Below are 18,842 nucleotides of genomic sequence, written 5' to 3' on the forward strand. Positions count from 1 at the left end.
TTGCAAGCTAGATAGTTTGTAGCCCATTTGTGAAGCCACCGATCTAATCGCTTGCTCGGCAGTTAAACTGGCCGAAGCACTTTTTACTGTTGCCGAAACATTGTTCAAGAAGCTGTTGTGCGAAACGATTACTTTACCAGAGCGGTCAAAATGTACACTGGATTCGGTTCCGTATACTTCCAAGCCATTAATCGCCTGTCGCAAATATACGTGTCTAATTCCACTGGTCCGACTTACATGTTCTGCCGTAATAACATAATCGGCACTTTTTTGTTGAACAAGTTTTGCTAATGAAATTGTTGATGGTTCGACTGCGTTGGACTCACCTTTTTCTGATTTCTGTGCCGAAAGGGGGATACTGCAAAAGCACAGAAACAAACATAGTAGTTTGATTCTTTTCATGATTTTGAAATTCAAATAGTTAGTTGGTCTAAGATATGTTAAAAATTTCTTAAATGAAACGAAGCCAATAAAAAATTCGTCCAAAATATTCACAATTCAGACGAATTATGAATATATGACACTTGAGAACTCTTTTTGTATAAAAAACTAATTGAGTTTTTCGGTTAGTTTTTGAAAGACAAGTTTTGGGTTTTTGTTTTCGTAGAGAATTTCAAACACTGCATTGATAATGGGTGTTTTAGCGCTTTTTTTCCCTTTTTGTAAGTTGAGGTGGTACGCGCTTTTGGTTGCATAATATCCTTCAGCAACCATACTCATTTCCATTTGAGCACTTTTTACCGTATATCCTTTGCCAATCATGTTTCCAAACATCCTATTTCGGCTAAAGACGGAATATCCTGTCACTAATAAGTCACCCAAATAGGCAGAATCATTAATATCCCGCTTCATTTTATGCACTTTTTTCACATAACGTTTCATTTCCCGGATGGCATTACTCATGAGTACGCTTTGAAAATTATCACCATATCCCAACCCATGTGCAATTCCGGCTGCAATGGCATAGATATTTTTCAGCATGGCGGCGTATTCGGTTCCAATAACATCATCACTTATAGAACACCGTATATAATCACTGCTGAGGTAACTTGCCACGAGTTTGGCTTTTTCTTCATCTGCACAAGCAATAGTCAAATAAGACAGTCGCTCCAAGGCCACTTCTTCGGCGTGACAGGGACCCGTAATCACTCCTATATTGTGAAAAGGAACACCTCTATGTGTGTTAAAATGATCTCCTACTATGAGACTGGTTTCGGGGACAATCCCTTTGATGGCCGAAAAGACAATTTTTCCATCGAGAGAGGTGGTGAGTTTGGCCAGTTCTTCGTGCAAAAAGGCAGAGGGGATTACAAAAATAAGATAGTCGGCATAGTCCACCATTTCATTTATATCATTACTTAACCGAAGCTGAGACAACTTAAATTCAACCGAGCTTAAATAGTTGGGATTGTGTTGCTCCTTTTTTATATGCTCCAAGGCATACACACTCCGCATATACCAACCTACTTCTTCCAAATTTTCACAAAGCATTTTTACAATAGCGGTTGCCCAGCTTCCGCCTCCAAACACGGCAAATTTTGGTGTTACTGACATAGATTGGTTTTAGTTATATCAAAATTAAGCAATAAAAATGGATTGTATGCCGCTGAAAAACAGTCATGTGCATTTTCAACTTGGACCGAAAACCCTTACCTACAAATATTTAACATTCGATTATGATTTTTAAGACAATGAAAACTTCGAGTTGTACGTTATCAATGACAACAAGCTTGTATTTTTCTATAATAGCAATTGGATACGTGCCCAAGTGAGGATAGATAATACAAATTATAAAAATATTTAACGCTTTTTGGTTGGTTATTTAGTTGAGACCGCTCCACTAGTTTCTTATTAGTCGGGGCGGTTTTATTTGTAGAAGTTCATTTCATCCAGATATTTCCAAACCTCAAAAGGAAGCATGGGTCGAATATTTTTTCCGGCTTTTATACTGTTTCTAATAAAAGTGGAGGAAAGCTCCATGATGGGTGCATTGATCGTTGTAATCTTAGGATGCTCATTAAATCGCGAAGCTACTGTGCCTTCAGATATTCTTGGATATACATAGATGGCATAGCGTTCTAGGATGACTTCATAATTTTTCCATTTCTCAAAGCTCTTCAGATTATCTTGACCCATGATAAGACAAAAAAGGTAATCGGGAAATTTTTCCTCGAGATAGGTCAGTGTATTCACTGTGTAATTTGGTTGGGGTAAACCAAATTCTACATTACTGGCATTTAACTTTGGGTAGGCTTCCACAGCAATACGAACCATCGATAGCCGGTGCACATCGTCTAAAAGTGTTTTCTTCTTCTTATGTGGGTTGTGCGGGGTAACGACCATCCAAACTTCGTCCAAATCGCTGAACTCTACCATATGGTTGGCAATAATCAAATGCCCTATATGAATAGGATTGAAGGTGCCAAAATAAAGTCCGATGCGTTTATTGGAAGTCATTATTTTATTTCTGAAGTGTCTTTCTGAATAAATGCTGCGACGAGATCATGGGACTGTTGTAACGCCACTTTCAAATCGTTGTTTTCAATGATATAATCAAATTGTGGCGCTGTAGCTAATTCGACCGAAGCCTTTGCAATACGCATATTGATGCGTTCATCACTTTCGGTCTTTCGTTTTTTTAACCGAATTTTTAACTCATCGATACTCGGAGGTTTTACAAATACGGCCAAGGTTTCTTTAGGATATTTTTTCTTGATTCGAAGTCCGCCTGCCACATCAATATCGAAAATTACATTTTTTCCCATCGCCCAAATGCGTTCTACTTCATTTTTCAAGGTGCCATAAAAATTATCGCGATAGACTTCTTCCCATTCCAAGAAATCGCCATTCTTTATGTGTTGTTTAAATTCTTTTAACGAAATAAAATAATAATCCTTCCCATCTTTTTCATGATCGCGAGGGTTACGCGATGTGGCCGAAACAGAAAAATCCAAGTTCAGGTCAGGTTGCTTTAACAAATGTTGTACGATGGTGGTCTTTCCACTTCCCGAAGGTGCCGAAAAAACAATTAACTTTCCTCCTTGTGTCATTACAAAACGTTTAAGGCCTGTTCTTTTATTTTTTCCAGCTCATCCTTCATTTGCACCACCAATTGCTGCATAGGAGCAAAATTGGCCTTGGATCCAATTGTGTTTATTTCACGACCGATTTCCTGTGAGATAAACCCTAATTTTTTACCATTTGAATCGTTGGATTGAATGGTTTCGGTAAAATAATCGAGGTGATTTTTTAATCGGACCTTCTCTTCGGTGATATCGTATTTTTCCAAGTAATAGATCAATTCCTGTTCGAAACGATTTTCGTCTACGGTCTCTGTTAACTCACTTACGGCTTTTCGCAGGCGTTCCCTTACGTTGTCTATGCGCTCCCCATCCATTTCGATGACCTGATTCAATAAAACGGCGATATTTTCGATACGCTGTAAAAAATCATCTTCCAAGACCTTGCCCTCGTCGGTACGATAGGCTGTAATACCAACAAGTGCTTCGCCTATGGCCTTGAGAATGGCGGCAAACTCCTCCTCGTCAATTTCGTCGCGTTCTGTTTTTAATGCATCGGGCATACGGATGGCCATTTTTAATAATTCAACAGGATCTCCATCCACCACCTTAGCAAGTTGTTTGATGTATTGTTTGACCACCGTTTCATTCACTTCGGTGTTGGTAGCTTCGCCGGTAATTTCAACAAATAGGTTAAAATCTACCTTTCCACGGACCAATGATTTGGCAAGGATATTTCGCATATCCAGTTCCTTTTCGCGATAGGAAGAAGGGACGCGTGCATTCAGATCGAGATTTTTACTGTTCAACGATTTGATCTCTACTGTTATTTTTTTGGAAGGCAACTGAATTACAGACTTACCGTATCCTGTCATGGACTGAATCATACACCAATGTTAAAATTGTGGCAAAGGTAGTAAAATTAGGGCAGGTTATCTTGGGTTATCATTTTTGTAATAGTGTCAAACCTGATGCTTGAATGCGCATCTAGGTCCTTTCGGGAACATATGCCAGATCACGCTTCATTTAGAAATTCGAGGGTTCGTTGCTCGCTGTAATAGACAGAGTTAGTAGCGTGAAACCCAACATGGCCACCATATTTGGGAGTTTCGAGATAAATGTTCTTACGTGTTGAAGCAAGCTGGATAGGATAGCAGTCGGGGGAAAGAAAAGTGTCGTTTAGGGCGTTTAAGAGTAGCACCGGTATTTTTATATTGGGAAGAAACGCGGAGCTGCTGTTTTTTTCATAATAGTCAAACGCATCTTTAAATCCATGTGCCGGGGCTGTATAGATCATGTCAAAATCTAACAAGGACTTTATTTTTTTAAGATCGGACGCCTTCATTTTTTCTGGATATTGAAGCATTTTTGTTTTATACTTCTTTTTTAGATCATATAAAAAGGATGTACGATATACCCAGTTGTAGAACTGCCCAAGGGATTCTAACGAACCCTTTAGGCTAAGAGGAGAGGAAATGGCAACCCCTTTTTTTATTTCCCTCGGAAGAGATTCACTTTCCCCTAAATATTTCAGCAATAAATTGCCTCCCAAACTAAAGCCTACGAGTACGATTTCGACATATTGATCTTTTTTCAGAATATGATGTATCACCGCATCCAAATCATCGGTCCTTCCCGCATTATACGATGGATATTTTGAATTGAGTTCCCCACTGCAACCTCGATAATTCACAGCTGCTATGTCCCAATCGTTCTGTTGTAAAACACGAGCCTGCCCTTTCATATAGGTGCGCTGTGCATTGCCTTCAAGCCCGTGTAGCAAAATCGCAACTCTTTTTGACTGTTTTTTCGAAAAGGACCAATCGATGTCCAAAAAATCTCCATCGGGTAAGATCACACGCTCGCGTTCCTGTGCCAATTTCGGATTGGGTCGTAACTTGGCCGAATAAATGGTCGAAAAATGACCGTTTTTAAAGATAGCATATGGAGCATATGTACTTTTTACAAGAGGCATGTTAGTTTGATAATTTTAACAGAATTGAAACAGAAATACGAAGTTCACTAGACGAAAGTAGGTTAAATTTGCAAAAAAAGTTAAAGATGTACACAAAAGAATTTGAAATACGCTGGAGTGATGTGGATGCGAACCGTCATTTGCGAAACAGTGCTTATATAGATTTTATGAGCCATACACGTATGAGTTATTTTCTGGAGAGTGGTTTTGGACAAGTGAATTTGGCAAAACTGAACCTAGGGCCGGTGGCACTTTATGAGCATATGTATTATTTTAGGGAAGTATTCCCCGGCAAACCCATTCGTGTAAGCTTGCAGTTAAAAGGAATTTCCAATGACGGTCGTTTTTTCCAATTTTCACACAATTTCTACGATATACAGGGGCGTAATCTAGCACGTTGTGAAATGCTGGGTGCCTGGATTGATCTGAGCACGCGAAAATTGACTTACCTTCCGGAAGAACTTTTTGCAAAAATGAAAGCACTCGACAAAACAGATGACTTCAAGATTTTGACCAAGGAAGACACACGAAAGCACAGTCAATTTCCGAAAGATATATAATAGGCCAACTATTTTATCTGGGTTTTCGCGAAGAGAGAAAGACCCCTGTAAAAATTAGGACTGCGGCCAAAATGCGCAGCGGAGTAATAGTATCGGCTCCTGCCATGACAGCAATAAAGGCGGCTAACAACGGTTGTAAGTACATAAAGGCTCCAATGGTCGACGGACTTAATTGTTTCAACGCATAAATATTGAACAAATACGTGAGCACGGTTGTCGCAATGACGACGAACGTAAGCCTCCAAATCGCACTGAATTCTAAGGTTGTCCAGGAAACATCTGTAAATTCTTGAATTCCAATAGGTAAATTCATTACGAAGGCAAATAAAAAGAAGAATTTCATCAGCGTAATTGAATTGTACTTCGCCACCAAGGGTTTAACCAAAATGAGGTATACCGAATAAGATGCTGCGTTCACTACAAATAATAGATTTCCCAACGGAATATTAGGGGCATTGGGTTGTGTTTTTAGGCCAAACAGTATAAGTGCTAATGCCCCGGAAAGACCCAAGCCTATCCCTATGGATTTTAACCAGGTGATCTTTTCTTTTAAGAATATGGCCGATAAAACAAGTAATAAAACGGGTGCGACCGTTATAACCACTGAGCTATTTATTGGAGTGGAAAGACTTAAGCCCTTGAAGAACATAAGCATATTGAGCACCATTCCAAAAAAGGCACAGGCTAAAAAACGAAACCAATCCCTTCGATCTACCTTTTCGGAAGGCAGGAAAAGACTTATAAACCAAAAGACAAAGGCCGCACCCGAAACCCGCAATAGAATAAATCCGAAGGGTTGTATTACATCGGGCATGAGTCCTTTTGCGATGGTGTGGTTAGCCCCATAAATAGCACTAGCCGCTGTGGCTGCTAATAAGGCGAGGACTCTTTTATTCATTAGCTTTGGTGGATTGCTTCTTTTGCAGCTGCGACTACTTTTTTACTATTTCCTATAAAGATTTTGTCACCACTTACAATGACAGGGCGTTGCAAAAAAGTGTAATGCTCCAACAGCAGTCTTTTAAAATCGCGTTCGGTCAAAACTTCATCTTTCAAGCCGCGTTCTTTGTATAACTTTGCCCGCTTGCTAAACAATGCTTCATAACTACCCGCCATTTTTGCCAAGGCATCGAGTTGTTTTACAGTAAGCTCATCTTCCTTTATTTCCTGTTTTTCGAATTCCGACGGCAGATCAAGCGCTTTTATGATGCGTTTGCAAGTGTCACAGCTAGCTAAATAATAAATTTTCTTCATACTATTTGACCGTTAAATAGGGTAGTGCTTCTTGGAGTGGTATTTCCAATTCTATGGGGCCGTCGGCATAACTGGCAATATCGTATTGATTGTATCGAAGAATGACATTTTCTTCTGTAAAACCTATTGTTTCGGGTAAGGAAAAGACGTCGTCTTCAAACCAGAACCCTGTATTGTTAATGGGCTCGTCTTCCCCAATTTGATAGGCCTCCCGAAACTTTTTTTCGGCAAAAGCGGTAAACGCTGTCTTGTCTTTAAATAATTTTTCGGTTGGGATTTCTTCGCCCGACAGCGGGTTAATATTCATAAAAATAGTACTTCCGTATCCGTGAGCCCCTCCGGTGAAGAGATAAGTCCGCATTTCGAAGGATATAAGCATATCGCTTACATAATCTTCTCGGACACTGACTTCGGCAAAATATTCGCCAACCATATCCGGAAACTCGTCCTTGTCGGTACGATACATTTCAATAAACCCGGAAATGGCTTCGGTAATTGAAGTTGCTTGTGGATCATTTTCCTCATCTCCTAAGTACAATGCATTGAGAATATAGGATTTGATCTTTGTATTTATTTTTTCTGAAATGATTTCATCCCCAAATATTTCAACATACGAAACTGTCACTTCGGGACAAGAAACATTTTTACATATAGCCATGTCCGCTTCAGTAATGGTTTCCGAAGCAAAAGACATGGGAGTCTCTTTTTTACAACTAAGCGCAAAAAGGAGCACGAATGATAAAAGTAGTATTCTATTTGTCATATAGTTAGATACTTATTTTTTTAGGACTTGTATAGGTGATCACTTGACTTCTCGCTATGGGTAGGTGCATAAAATGAGGAATTACTTTTTCTAGCTGAAATGCAACTCTTCTAAATTTTCTATTCCATTTTCCATTGGGCAGTAGCCTATGAAAACGTTGTATTCCGCCGATTGGTACCACAGCGACTTCCGAAAAAAAATCTTTTCCGAAGGTTTTGTAGTGCTTTGACGAATTATCCCTAGCAGGATGCGGATCCTTTGCTTCCCATGCTTTGAACTTTTTCTTAAGTAGTTTCGATGGTCGTCCGGGAACAGGAATTATCCATCGAATTTCATCTAACAGCCTGCTATTGACGGCAGGTTCAAAATATCGCACTATGCCATTTGGCTTTAAAAGCTGTACTATTTTTATTGTAAATTCTTTTTCTTGATGGTAGGTTAGATGATGGACAAATGCTTTTCCTACAATAAAATCGAAAGCGTTGTGCTCTAAATCGGCTTCTAGAAAATTCCCTTCAACGAAAGTGAGGGGGTATTCAAATTCAAAGTTTGTATTTAACTTTCGAATAATAGAACCACTTACCTGCGAAATATCATTGGCGTACACCTTAGCTCCTAGAGCGGCCATCACAGCTGCATTGGTGCAGTCTCCACAGCCTAATTCTAGAATTTTCTTACCCTTGATCTTTTCAGCAAAATTATCTTGATAAAAACCTACCCAGCTCGTATCGGTCTTAATGGCGTCTTCAAAAAAACGGTCGAAATTATTAAGTTTTTTTAGAATCCCATTGATATTCACATTCGCGTATAATTTATCGTAATGTGCCTCATTCTTTATAGCATTTTGAAGGGTACTCTCGGTTCTCATTAACAGCAGATTATTTGCAAAAGTAACTATAAATATTCACAGGAATTGGCAGGGCGAACAGTTCTCTTTAATTATCCCAATAATTGTAGAAAAGAATTACTTTTGTTGCTCAAAACAAGACTTCATGAAATTCAATACGAAAACCATACACGGCGGACAAGAACACGACAAGGCCTATGGTGCCGTCATGCCACCGATATATCAAACATCAACCTATGCGCAAACCACTCCGGGAGGGCATAAGGGATTTGAATATTCTCGCACACACAATCCCACTAGAGCCGCATTAGAACGATCTTTTGCGAGTTTGGAGAACGGAAATTACGGCTTGGCCTTTGCCAGTGGTTTGGCCGCGATAGATGCGGTCATCAAATTGTTGAAACCCGGTGACGAGGTGATTTCCACAAACGATCTATATGGAGGAAGTTATCGTCTTTTCAGGAAAATATATGAAAATTTTGGTGTAAAATTTCATTTTATAGGAATGGAAAACGCCGCGAAGATCGAAGATTATGTGAATGCCAACACAAAACTCATCTGGGTTGAAACTCCCACCAACCCTATGATGAATATCATCGACATAAAAGTATCGGCGGCCATTGCGAAGAAGCACAATATCATATTGGCTGTAGACAATACCTTTGCGACTCCTTATTTACAGCGGCCCTTGGATTTGGGAGCCGATATTGTTATGCACAGTGCCACCAAATACCTTGGGGGACACAGTGATGTTGTGATGGGTGCATTGGTGGTAAAAGACAAGGAGCTGGCCGATCGATTATACTTTATCCAAAATGCGAGCGGAGCGGTTTGTGGGCCACAGGACAGTTTTTTGATGCTACGCGGTATTAAAACATTGCATGTACGTATGCAACGTCATTGTGAGAATGGTAAGAAGGTAGCCGAATTCTTGGCGAATCATCCTAAAATTGAAAAAGTATACTGGCCAGGGTTCCCCAGCCATCCCAATCATGAAATAGCGAAAGCACAGATGGATGATTTTGGAGGAATGATCTCTTTTGTGACCAAAGGTAATAACTATAGCGAGGCCATACGCATTGTTGAAAACATGAAGTTGTTTACACTGGCAGAAAGCCTAGGAGGTGTTGAAAGCCTATCGGGACATCCGGCAAGCATGACACACGCAAGTATCCCAAAGGAAGAAAGGGAAAAGACGGGCGTTGTGGATGCATTAATTCGATTGAGCGTTGGTATTGAAGATGCCGATGATCTTATCGCCGATCTAAGGCAGGCAATAGGATAGAAAAAATATGATGTAACAAAAAGACCCGAGCTAAAACTCGGGTGTTTTTATTTATTCAATGTATAGAATTTAATCTAGATAATAGATATATCCAAGATTCAACCAGTAGATCCAGTCGTTCGCCTTGTTTTCGGGTACGGGAACCGTACCATTGTTCTCCAATGAAGGATTTAAACCATCCACCCAATTCGAGAAATAATATTGCCAGCGGCTATCAAGCATTAAATCACTCAGCGGAGATAATTTATATCGAACACCGATACTTCCCACCACAGACCAGGTGGAGTCACCCTCTAACTGAAATGAGTTGATATATTTAGGGGGTGTTGTAATAGGAGTGTTCAACGGTCCTAGTTCACTATATGCATCCGGGTCGAAACTTACCCAATGTACACCAAGACTTATAAAAGGTGCTAAACTTCCTGGACGTGCGGCAAAATCTCGAATACTTAGAGGGAAATACTCCAATTGCGATCCTATGTCAAAAACCGTAGTAGATCCTTTCATAGCTCTTAATTGATCGGCCGTAATGCTAGTTCTATCCGGATCTACCCACTTTCCTAAGTGCTCCAGATTGGTTTTGTGATAGTCAATTTCATTACGGATCTTAAAGTGATCGTTAAAAAAAGTATCTCTGGTATAACAATTACAATCGGCTCTATATGAAAAGTTAAGGTAGTGGATCAATCCAACACCAAAACCAACATTTCCGGAGTTTGTTTCGATATCATTTCGAACCCCATAATCCGAATAGAATGCCACGGGTCCCGTGATAATTCCTACTTCATGTGAAAAGCCAAATTGACTGTAAACATCTTGTTTGGCACAAATCAGAAAGAAAAATACCAACAGCAATAATCTGGTATTCATTGTATTTTAGGTTTAGATTGAGACGTAACAAATATATAAAAACATATCTAACAGCGAAATATTCTCTTGTTTTTTAGTGTATTCAAAAAAAAACTGCGCTGTTTTTTACCATATAAACTATATTTGTTCCCTAAATAACGAAAACCTATAAGTTTAAGTATCAATTTGGTTAAAAAACGATGTTGAGCCAACTTCTTAAGGATTTAAATTTATAGACACGATTCATTTAATTATAACTAAAATAAACAGATGAAACAAAGTATTAAGGACTTCATTTCTCAAGTTGAAAAGTCGAACCCAAATGAACCTGAATTCATGCAGGCAGTTACTGAAGTGGCTGAAACAGTGATCCCATTTATAGAAGAGAACGAAAAATACCAAGGGAAAAAATTACTGGAACGAATGGTGGAGCCGGAGCGCAGCTTGATATTTCGGGTGCCTTGGACAGACGATAAAGGAGAAATACAGGTGAACCGCGGGTACCGAATAGAATTTAACTCGGCTATTGGTCCATATAAAGGAGGGTTGCGTTTTCACCCCTCTGTGAACCTGAGTATTCTTAAATTCTTAGGCTTTGAACAAACGTTTAAAAATAGCTTAACTACACTGCCAATGGGCGGTGGTAAAGGGGGATCCGACTTTGATCCAAAAGGAAAGAGCGATGCCGAAGTAATGCGATTCTGTCAGAGTTTTATGACGGAATTGTCAAGACATATTGGGCCTAATACAGATGTACCTGCGGGAGATATAGGCGTAGGAGGAAGAGAAATTGGTTTTATGTTTGGTCAATACAAACGAATTCGAAATGAATTTACAGGTGTGCTTACTGGGAAAGGGCTGTCGTATGGTGGGTCTTTAATACGCCCGGAAGCAACAGGATATGGAAATGTATATTTTGCTAAGAATATGTTAGCAACAAAAGGGGAGAGCTTCAAAGGAAAGACAGTGGTGATTTCCGGATCCGGAAACGTTGCACAATATGCAGCACAGAAGGCCATGGAGTTTGGTGGGAAAGTGGTTACTTTTTCAGATTCAGGAGGGTATATTTTGGATGAAGAGGGAATTTCTTCCGAAAAACTTGCCTTCGTTATGGAGCTTAAGAATGAAAAAAGAGGACGTATAAGTGAGTATACGGCTAAATACCCTTCAGCAAAATATATTGCCGGTGAACGGCCATGGGGAGTACCTTGTGATATTGCATTGCCTTGTGCCACTCAGAATGAGTTAAATGAAGCAGACGCAAAAATATTGGTTAAAAACGGTTGCAGCTGTGTTGGTGAAGGGGCTAATATGCCATCTACTCCAGAGGCAGTTACCGTATTCCAAAACGCAAAGATTCTTTTCTCTCCTGGAAAAGCGTCCAATGCAGGCGGAGTTGCAACTTCTGGATTGGAAATGTCTCAAAACTCATTGCGACTAAATTGGACGGCTAAAGAGGTAGATGAGAAATTACATAATATCATGAACGATATCCATGCTGCTTGTGTAAAATATGGGAAGGACGGAGATGGATACGTGGACTACGTCAAGGGTGCCAATATTGCAGGTTTTGTAAAAGTTGCTGAAGCGATGCTAGCCCAAGGGGTAGTTTAATGGACAATGAATTTGAAAATTTCACCTCCTAAACAGGATTAAAAATGCTCAATTCTATAAAAAAAGGTTGTCTCAAAAAGACAGCCTTTTTTCGTTCCAATCCTGCAATAAATAGTATTTTAGCGTGTTATACTACTTGAAAAAACAACTCTTAATGAAGCAACTGGCAGCTACCTTATTATTCTTGCTCTCTGTAATAAGTTCGGCACAAAATTTTGAAAACCAATGGGACGGACATTTCTCATACACTTCGGTAAAAAGTATTTCTCAGGGGAATGACAGGATATATGCCGCTGCTGAAAATGCGGTGTTTACCTACGACTTAAGCACGCAAGAGTTGAATACTATCTCGTCTATTAATGGTCTTTCGGGGGAATCCATCACGACGATCTACTACAGTGAAAATTATAATTTGCTTGTCATTGGGTATGAAAATGGACTTATTGAGATTGTTTTAGACGGCGAAGAAAATATTTTGAAAGTAGTTGATATATTGGATAAGCAAACCATCCCCCCCGATGGAAAACGAATTAATCACTTCAATGAATTCGATGGGAAGTTGTACATCGCTACGGGCTTTGGAATATCTGTGTATGACCTGGCCCTGCTAGAATTTGGAGATACCTATTTTATTGGAGATTTTGGATCGCAGATCAACATCACGCAGACAGCGGTTAAGGAGCCTTTTATCTATGCAACCTCTTCGCAGCAAGGGGTTTTTAGGGCCGAAGTGGCGAATCCCGATTTAATTGATTTCGCTGAATGGACCAATGTGGTAGGAGGTAATTATCGAGGGATTCAGACCTTGAATTCTGAAGTATATGCACTAAAAAGTAGCGGAGAAGTATATCGCGTGCCAGATGCTGGCGCGTTTGTATTGGTGACTAATTTTTCTGAAGCGGTAGTAGATTTCCTAGTAAAGGGGAACACACTTACAATTACAACTACCAACACTATTCAGGCTTATTCCGAAGGATTTGTTCAATTGGCTTTTGTAGGAAGTCTTCCAAATTTTGAATACGAATTGCAATCGGGTCTTACGTTTAACAATACTTTCTATTTAGGTACTACAGAGATTGGGATGCTCATTGTCCCGTTTGGGAGCAATCAAGGAGAGCAAATTCTCCCGGATGGACCGCTACTAAATCAGCCGTTTGCAATCGATGCCTCTCCTGGGCAACTGTGGGTGGGCTATGGCGATGTGACTGTAAATTTTAACCCATATCCGTTGACAAAAAGGGGAATAAGTAATTTAAGGGACGATACTTGGACGAATATATCCTATGATGAATTAGAAGCAGCCGTTGGCGCGGAGGTTACGGATATCGTAAAAGTAAATATTAACCCGAAAGACCCAAATGAAGTTTTTATGAGCTCTTTTGAAAAGGGCCTATTAAAAATTATAGACCAGACGCCAACCATTTTATACGATGAAACCAATAGTGGGCTCACGCATGCATTTGTTCCTCCCAACAATGGGGACGCAGGAATTAGAATTTATGGATCCGATTTTGATAGAGAAAACAATCTCTGGTTTGTTCAGGCCTTTAAGGATGAAGCCTTAATAAAACGCACCCCGGGAGGTCAAATTCAGTCTTTTGATGTCTCAGACGTCGTTGAGGGAACCAACGAGCCGGGATTTAGTGATCTAAAAATTAGCCGAGAGGGTTTTGTTTTTTTTGGTGCTTCAAGACATGGTTTGGTGGGGTATAACCCATCAACGAATGCATTTAATATTATAACCGACGGTGGTGTAGGGAGTGGAAATTTGCCAACTAACAATATTCGGGCACTTGCATTTGACAACCAAAACAGATTATGGATAGGTTCATTAAATGGGCTTCGGGTATTATTTAGCGTGGGAAGTTTTTTCGAAGAAGGCGCTAATACCGATGCTCAGGCAATTATCATCTTAGATGGTGATGTCCCGCAGGAGCTCTTATTCGAACAGTCTATTACCGATATAGAAGTGGATGGCTCGAATAATAAATGGATTGCTACGGCTACTTCAGGGGTGTTTTATTTGTCTTCGAATGGACAGGAAACCTTACTTCGGTTTACCAAGGATAATTCACCACTTCCTTCAAATAATGTACAGGATATTGCCATAGACAATTTAAACGGAACCGTATATTTTGCTACAAAGAACGGATTGGTGGCTTATAATGGAACTTCAACAGCACCAAGAGACAATCTGGAAGGGGTTTATGTTTTTCCAAATCCGGTACGCCCGGGGTTTATGGGAAATGTAACTATAGACGGCCTCACCGCAAAGGCGAATGTAAAAATTACCGATATTGAAGGGAATCTGGTGTTTGAAGATACCAGTGAGGGAGGAAGTATTATATGGGATACGACAGCATTTGGCAAGTACCGTGTTGCTTCAGGGGTATATTTAGTGCTAATTACAACAGACGATGCATTAGAAACCAAGGTTTCCAAAATAATGATCATTCGTTAATGGAAGTTACTACAAGGGCATTGGTTTTTTCAGCAGTAAAGTATGGAGAAGCCGATCTTATTATCAGCTGTTTTACGGAAAAAGAGGGCCTCAAAAGCTATTTGCTGCACGGGATATTAAAATCGAAAAAGGGAAAGCTTAAAACTTCTTATTTTCAGCCACTAATGCAATTAGAGTTGGTAGCAAGTCACCGGAATAAAGGAGGATTGGAGCGTATCAAGGAGGCAAAAGTGGTGTCACATTACAACACATTGCATACACAAGTGTTAAAATCGGGGATGGTGTTATTCTTAGCGGAAATGCTAAAAACTTCAATTAAAGAAGAAGAATCAAATCCTACTTTGTACAGTTATTTAGAGCAATCACTTTTCTGGCTGGACCAACACGAGCAGATTGCCAATTTCCATATTTTTTTCCTGTTAAAACTCACTGCCTATTTGGGGTTCTATCCGGATGCGTCAAACAGTGAGGGTGAGTACTTTAATTTAATGGAGGGTAATTTTCAGGAAAGACCGTTCGGGGTTTACTGTGAAAAAGGCGCCAATGTTGCTGCTTTAAAGCGTTTTTTCGGCATAGATTTTGATGCCATTCCGCAGATTAAATTAACCAAAAAAGTACGTTTAGAAACCTTGGATTTGCTCTTGAAATATTATCAATTGCATATTCAGGGATATCGAAATCCGAAATCTCTTTTGGTACTCAACCAACTATACTAATTAGAATGAAGTTATCATTACTACTCACATTTTTTGTGCTAATAGGTCATCTAGTCTCGGCGCAATCCATTCAAGTTTTAGAAGAAAATTCAAATGAGCCAATAATTGGAGTTGCTCTTTTTAACGCTGATCAGTCAAAGAGCGGGGTTACCGATTTTGATGGAAAAGTTGATATATCGGCCTTTTCGATGGATGAAACCATCCATTTTCAGCATATATCGCATGTCAAAAGAGCTTTGTCTAAGAGAGATATCTTGGATGCCGGTAATAGGGTGTATCTTATGGTGGATGCCAGCGCATTGGATGAGGTAGTGCTCTCCGTGTCTAAATTCGGACTTAAAAAGAAAGACATATCTCAGCAAATAGTAAGTGTCTCGGCAGCTGATATACAGTTTGAAAACCCACAAACGGCTGCAGATCTGCTTCAAAACAGTGGACAAGTATATGTCCAAAAAAGTCAGTTAGGAGGCGGAAGCCCCATGATTCGTGGATTTTCAACAAACCGATTGCTAATGACCGTTGACGGTGTGCGCTTTAATACCGCTATTTTTAGAAGTGGAAATGTACAAAACGTTATTAGTATTGATCCATTTTCTATAGATCGTACCGAAGTCATTTTAGGGCCAGGAAGTGTTGTTTATGGGAGTGATGCAATTGGTGGTGTCATGAATTTTTATACAAAAAGGCCAAAATTTTCCTTTGAAAAGGGAATGACGCTAGGAGGTAATGTTTCGGCGCGTTATAGTACTGCCAATGAGGAAAAAACCGGACATGTTGACTTAAATATAGGCGCTAAGGAATGGGCATTTCTTACCAGCATCACCTTTAGTGATTTTGACGATCTGAAAATGGGAAAATACGGCCCGGACGATTACTTACGCCCGGAATATATAGAAATAGTGAATGGAGAAGATGTGGTAGTAACAAATCCAGATCCGAGAGTGCAGGTGTCTACAGGGTATCACCAGATCAACGCTATGCAAAAAGTACGGTATATGCCATCCGAAAAATGGGATTTTGACTTGGGATTGTTTTATACCACCACGGGTGACTATCCTCGATATGATCGCTTAATACGAAAGCGGAATGGTAATTTGCGAGCCGCTGAATGGTACTACGGTCCGCAAGAATGGATGTCGGGCAATTTACAAGCTAAAAACAATGCCTATAACGGAGGGATTTATGATGAAAGTATTATAACAATTTCCTACCAACGCTTTAAAGAGAGCCGACACGATCGAGATTTTGGAAAACCAACACTGTTTGAAACCGAAGAAATTGTATCGGCATATAGTGGGGCATTCGATTTCGAAAAGGATTTTAACAATGGTAAACTATTTTATGGTGTCGAATATGTTTTCAATAAAGTAAACAGTGAAGGAAGTAATACCGATATTACTACAGGGGTTTCTCAACCGGATACTTCTCGTTATCCCGATGGGGCAACTTGGCAATCAATGGCCGCTTATGGAAGTTTACAATACAATTTGGTTGAAAACCTTTCATTTCAGGCCGGACTTCGTTACAATCATATTATTTTAAAAGCTGCTTTCGATAGTCCATTTTATTCATTTCCATTTAAAGATGCCGATATTGAGACAGGAGCGCTAACCGGAAGTGCAGGAATTGCTTGGCAACCTAGTGAAATATTGGGATGGCGATTAAATTTTGGAACTGCCTTTAGAGCCCCTAATGTGGATGACGTAGGTAAGATTTTTGACAGCGAACCGGGGAGTGTTGTGGTGCCTAATCCCGATTTAAAGCCCGAATACGCCACCAACGGTGAGCTTGGTGCAACACTAAATTTCGACAATATAGTGAAGTTGGATGTCGCGGGTTATTATACAGTTTTAGACGATGCATTGGTGCGTCGTGATTTTAATCTGAATGGTGAAACAGAAATTGAATATCAGGGAGAACTGAGTAATGTTCAAGCAATTCAGAATGCCGCCAAGGCTGAAATCTACGGATTTGAAGCCGGAATAGAGGTGAATTTTTGTAAGTCACTACAGCTAACCTCTCAGTATAATATGGTTGATGGATATGAAGAAGAAGACAATGGAGACCATTCACCAATTAGAAGTGCCGCGCCACAATTTGGCAATACCCATCTTAAGTTTACTAACAATAAATGGAAATTCGATGCCTATGTTGAATACAATGGACAATTCGATTTTGAAGACCTCGCAACCAGCCAGGCGGCGAATGACTATCTCTATGCAAAAGACGGAAATGGAAACCCCTATGCTCCTCGGTGGTACACTTTGAATTTCGGCGCACAATATAATCTCACAAAAGCCCTTCTGTTAAATGCAACCCTGGAAAATATCACCAATCAACGGTACCGCCCATACAGTAGTGGAATTGCAGCTGCAGGAACCAATTTGATTGTTTCGGCCAACTATAAATTTTAATCGTGAAGCCTTGAGAGTTAAACAAGCTCCTGCTTCAGAATAAACTCCACAGATTGCGCTATATTTGCCAAAATTAAATGGATTTTTAGGCTGTACTATGCGCTGGATTACTTTAGATGATTTTATTGATGTGTATTCAAAAGTAGTTCAACGTGGAACACACTTTCTTTTTAGCAAATTTACAATCAATTCTAGATCGAGGACTAAAAGCGCCTTTGATAATACCTTTTCACAATCTTCAAATTGGTGGATTATCCCACAGGTGCGGGAACGCTGGAATTTATTAATAACGGGCAAGGCCCACGTGAATTACAAACAACATCTAGCCGAAACCTATTTTAAAGAAAGAAAAGAAGTTCGTGTACTTTCATTGGGATCTGGAACTTGTACCCACGAATTGGAGTTGGCAAATTTTTCATCTTTTGGAGAGATTGTATGTGTAGACATTGCTGAAAACAGATTGCAACAGGCTGAGAAGGTGGCGCAAGAACAGGGATTGAATAACATTCATTTTATTTGTAGTGATCTCAATGCGTACGAGTTTCCGCCAAACTACTTTGATATGGTTTTGTTCAACGCTTCACTACACCATTTTGAACATGTTGAGCAACTTTTATCAACTCAGGTGAAATCTACCTTAAAAGAAGAGGGGATGGTGGTTATCAATGAATATGTAGGCCCCAATCGTTTACAATATCCGAAAGAACAAATTAAGGCGGTTAATAAGGCGCTTAAACTAATACCTCCCCCATATAGGAAACGTTTTAAGACGAATTTATCAAAAAATAGATATTACGGAAGCGGTGTATGGCGTATGATAATTGCCGATCCGAGTGAATGTATAGACTCCCAAGCAATACTACCGGCCATTCATTCACATTTTACTACGGTAGAGGAAAAACCCTATGGAGGCAATATCTTAATGAGTACCTTAAAAGATATAGCACATCATTTTGTAAACCCCAATCCCGAACAGGAAAAGATACTTGAAAGTCTTTTCACCTTTGAAGACACATATCTGCTTCATCATGAGAGTGATTTTGTATTTGGGGTGTATTCAAAAAACAATTAGTTATTTGGTTTA

17 protein-coding genes and 1 pseudogene are annotated in these 18,842 nt (G+C 39.7%); 7 read left to right on the plus strand and 11 right to left on the minus strand.

Annotated elements, in window-relative coordinates; all coding sequences use genetic code 11:
* From K8F54_RS09845 to K8F54_RS09870, 6 genes and pseudogenes are all read right to left on the minus strand, one after another.
* Nucleotides 1-402: pseudogene (locus K8F54_RS09845) on the minus strand (subtilisin); the annotation flags it as partial.
* A gap of 147 nt (nucleotides 403-549) precedes the next feature.
* A complete protein-coding gene (locus tag K8F54_RS09850) occupies nucleotides 550-1,554 on the minus strand; it encodes an NAD(P)H-dependent glycerol-3-phosphate dehydrogenase (protein ID WP_290790232.1) in 1,005 nt (334 codons plus the stop codon).
* Between the two features lie 312 nt (nucleotides 1,555-1,866).
* Nucleotides 1,867-2,457 (minus strand): nicotinate (nicotinamide) nucleotide adenylyltransferase, encoded by a 591-nt coding sequence (gene nadD, locus K8F54_RS09855; RefSeq protein WP_290790234.1) that lies wholly within the window; start codon nucleotides 2,455-2,457, stop codon nucleotides 1,867-1,869.
* Nucleotides 2,457-3,050, minus strand: coding sequence for a guanylate kinase (gene gmk, locus K8F54_RS09860; RefSeq protein WP_290790236.1), 594 nt, complete (start codon nucleotides 3,048-3,050; stop codon nucleotides 2,457-2,459). Before gmk ends, nadD begins: the two co-directional genes overlap by 1 nt.
* On the minus strand, nucleotides 3,050-3,907 hold the full coding sequence (locus tag K8F54_RS09865) for a YicC/YloC family endoribonuclease (protein WP_290790239.1): 858 nt from the start codon (nucleotides 3,905-3,907) through the stop codon (nucleotides 3,050-3,052). Before K8F54_RS09865 ends, gmk begins: the two co-directional genes overlap by 1 nt.
* A gap of 128 nt (nucleotides 3,908-4,035) precedes the next feature.
* Nucleotides 4,036-4,995: an alpha/beta fold hydrolase gene (locus K8F54_RS09870; protein ID WP_290790242.1), complete on the minus strand. Its 960-nt coding sequence runs from the start codon at nucleotides 4,993-4,995 to the stop codon at nucleotides 4,036-4,038.
* Nucleotides 4,996-5,081: 86 nt separating this feature from the next.
* On the opposite strand from K8F54_RS09870, the gene K8F54_RS09875 reads away from it, so the two are divergent.
* Nucleotides 5,082-5,555, plus strand: a complete 474-nt coding sequence (locus tag K8F54_RS09875; protein ID WP_363299627.1) for a thioesterase family protein — start codon at nucleotides 5,082-5,084, stop codon at nucleotides 5,553-5,555.
* 13 nt (nucleotides 5,556-5,568) lie between these two features.
* Here the strand turns inward: K8F54_RS09875 and K8F54_RS09880 are convergent, their stop codons facing one another.
* The 4 genes from K8F54_RS09880 to K8F54_RS09895 are packed head-to-tail and all read right to left on the minus strand — an operon-like array spanning nucleotide 5,569 to nucleotide 8,440.
* Entirely contained in the window at nucleotides 5,569-6,453 is an 885-nt protein-coding gene (locus K8F54_RS09880; protein ID WP_290790248.1) for a DMT family transporter, read from the minus strand.
* Nucleotides 6,453-6,809, minus strand: a complete 357-nt coding sequence (locus K8F54_RS09885; RefSeq protein WP_290790251.1) for an ArsC/Spx/MgsR family protein — start codon at nucleotides 6,807-6,809, stop codon at nucleotides 6,453-6,455. The genes K8F54_RS09880 and K8F54_RS09885 overlap by 1 nt, the downstream gene beginning before the upstream one ends.
* 1 nt (nucleotide 6,810) lies before the next feature.
* The gene (locus K8F54_RS09890) at nucleotides 6,811-7,572 is read right to left on the minus strand and encodes a DUF3298 and DUF4163 domain-containing protein (RefSeq protein WP_290790253.1); all 762 of its coding nucleotides are present in this window, start codon (nucleotides 7,570-7,572) and stop codon (nucleotides 6,811-6,813) included.
* Between the two features lie 4 nt (nucleotides 7,573-7,576).
* Complete coding sequence (locus K8F54_RS09895) at nucleotides 7,577-8,440, minus strand: class I SAM-dependent methyltransferase (RefSeq protein ID WP_290790255.1); 864 nt, start codon at nucleotides 8,438-8,440, stop codon at nucleotides 7,577-7,579.
* A gap of 124 nt (nucleotides 8,441-8,564) precedes the next feature.
* On the opposite strand from K8F54_RS09895, the gene K8F54_RS09900 reads away from it, so the two are divergent.
* Complete coding sequence (locus K8F54_RS09900; protein WP_290790257.1) at nucleotides 8,565-9,704, plus strand: cystathionine gamma-synthase; 1,140 nt, start codon at nucleotides 8,565-8,567, stop codon at nucleotides 9,702-9,704.
* Nucleotides 9,705-9,773: 69 nt separating this feature from the next.
* On the opposite strand, the gene K8F54_RS09905 is transcribed toward K8F54_RS09900, so the two are convergent.
* Nucleotides 9,774-10,574, minus strand: a complete 801-nt coding sequence (locus tag K8F54_RS09905; RefSeq protein WP_290790259.1) for a glutamate dehydrogenase — start codon at nucleotides 10,572-10,574, stop codon at nucleotides 9,774-9,776.
* A 249-nt stretch (nucleotides 10,575-10,823) separates the two neighbouring features.
* On the opposite strand from K8F54_RS09905, the gene gdhA reads away from it, so the two are divergent.
* The 5 genes from gdhA to K8F54_RS09930 all read left to right on the plus strand — a co-directional run bounded on the left by gdhA (nucleotide 10,824) and on the right by K8F54_RS09930 (nucleotide 18,830).
* Entirely contained in the window at nucleotides 10,824-12,167 is a 1,344-nt protein-coding gene (gene gdhA / locus K8F54_RS09910; RefSeq protein ID WP_290790261.1) for an NADP-specific glutamate dehydrogenase, read from the plus strand.
* Between the two features lie 154 nt (nucleotides 12,168-12,321).
* Nucleotides 12,322-14,628: a two-component regulator propeller domain-containing protein gene (locus K8F54_RS09915; protein ID WP_290790263.1), complete on the plus strand. Its 2,307-nt coding sequence runs from the start codon at nucleotides 12,322-12,324 to the stop codon at nucleotides 14,626-14,628.
* Nucleotides 14,628-15,344 carry a DNA repair protein RecO gene (gene recO / locus K8F54_RS09920; RefSeq protein ID WP_290790265.1) on the plus strand — a complete coding sequence of 239 codons (717 nt, stop codon included), beginning with the start codon at nucleotides 14,628-14,630 and terminating at the stop codon, nucleotides 15,342-15,344. The genes K8F54_RS09915 and recO overlap by 1 nt, the downstream gene beginning before the upstream one ends.
* Nucleotides 15,345-15,349: 5 nt before the next feature.
* Complete coding sequence (locus K8F54_RS09925) at nucleotides 15,350-17,758, plus strand: TonB-dependent receptor (protein WP_290790268.1); 2,409 nt, start codon at nucleotides 15,350-15,352, stop codon at nucleotides 17,756-17,758.
* A 97-nt stretch (nucleotides 17,759-17,855) separates the two neighbouring features.
* On the plus strand, nucleotides 17,856-18,830 hold the full coding sequence (locus tag K8F54_RS09930) for a class I SAM-dependent methyltransferase (protein WP_290790269.1): 975 nt from the start codon (nucleotides 17,856-17,858) through the stop codon (nucleotides 18,828-18,830).
* The last annotated feature ends 12 nt before the right edge of the window (nucleotides 18,831-18,842 follow it).

The sequence above is a fragment of the Altibacter sp. genome, assembly GCF_019913785.1.
Taxonomy (GTDB): domain Bacteria; phylum Bacteroidota; class Bacteroidia; order Flavobacteriales; family Flavobacteriaceae; genus Altibacter.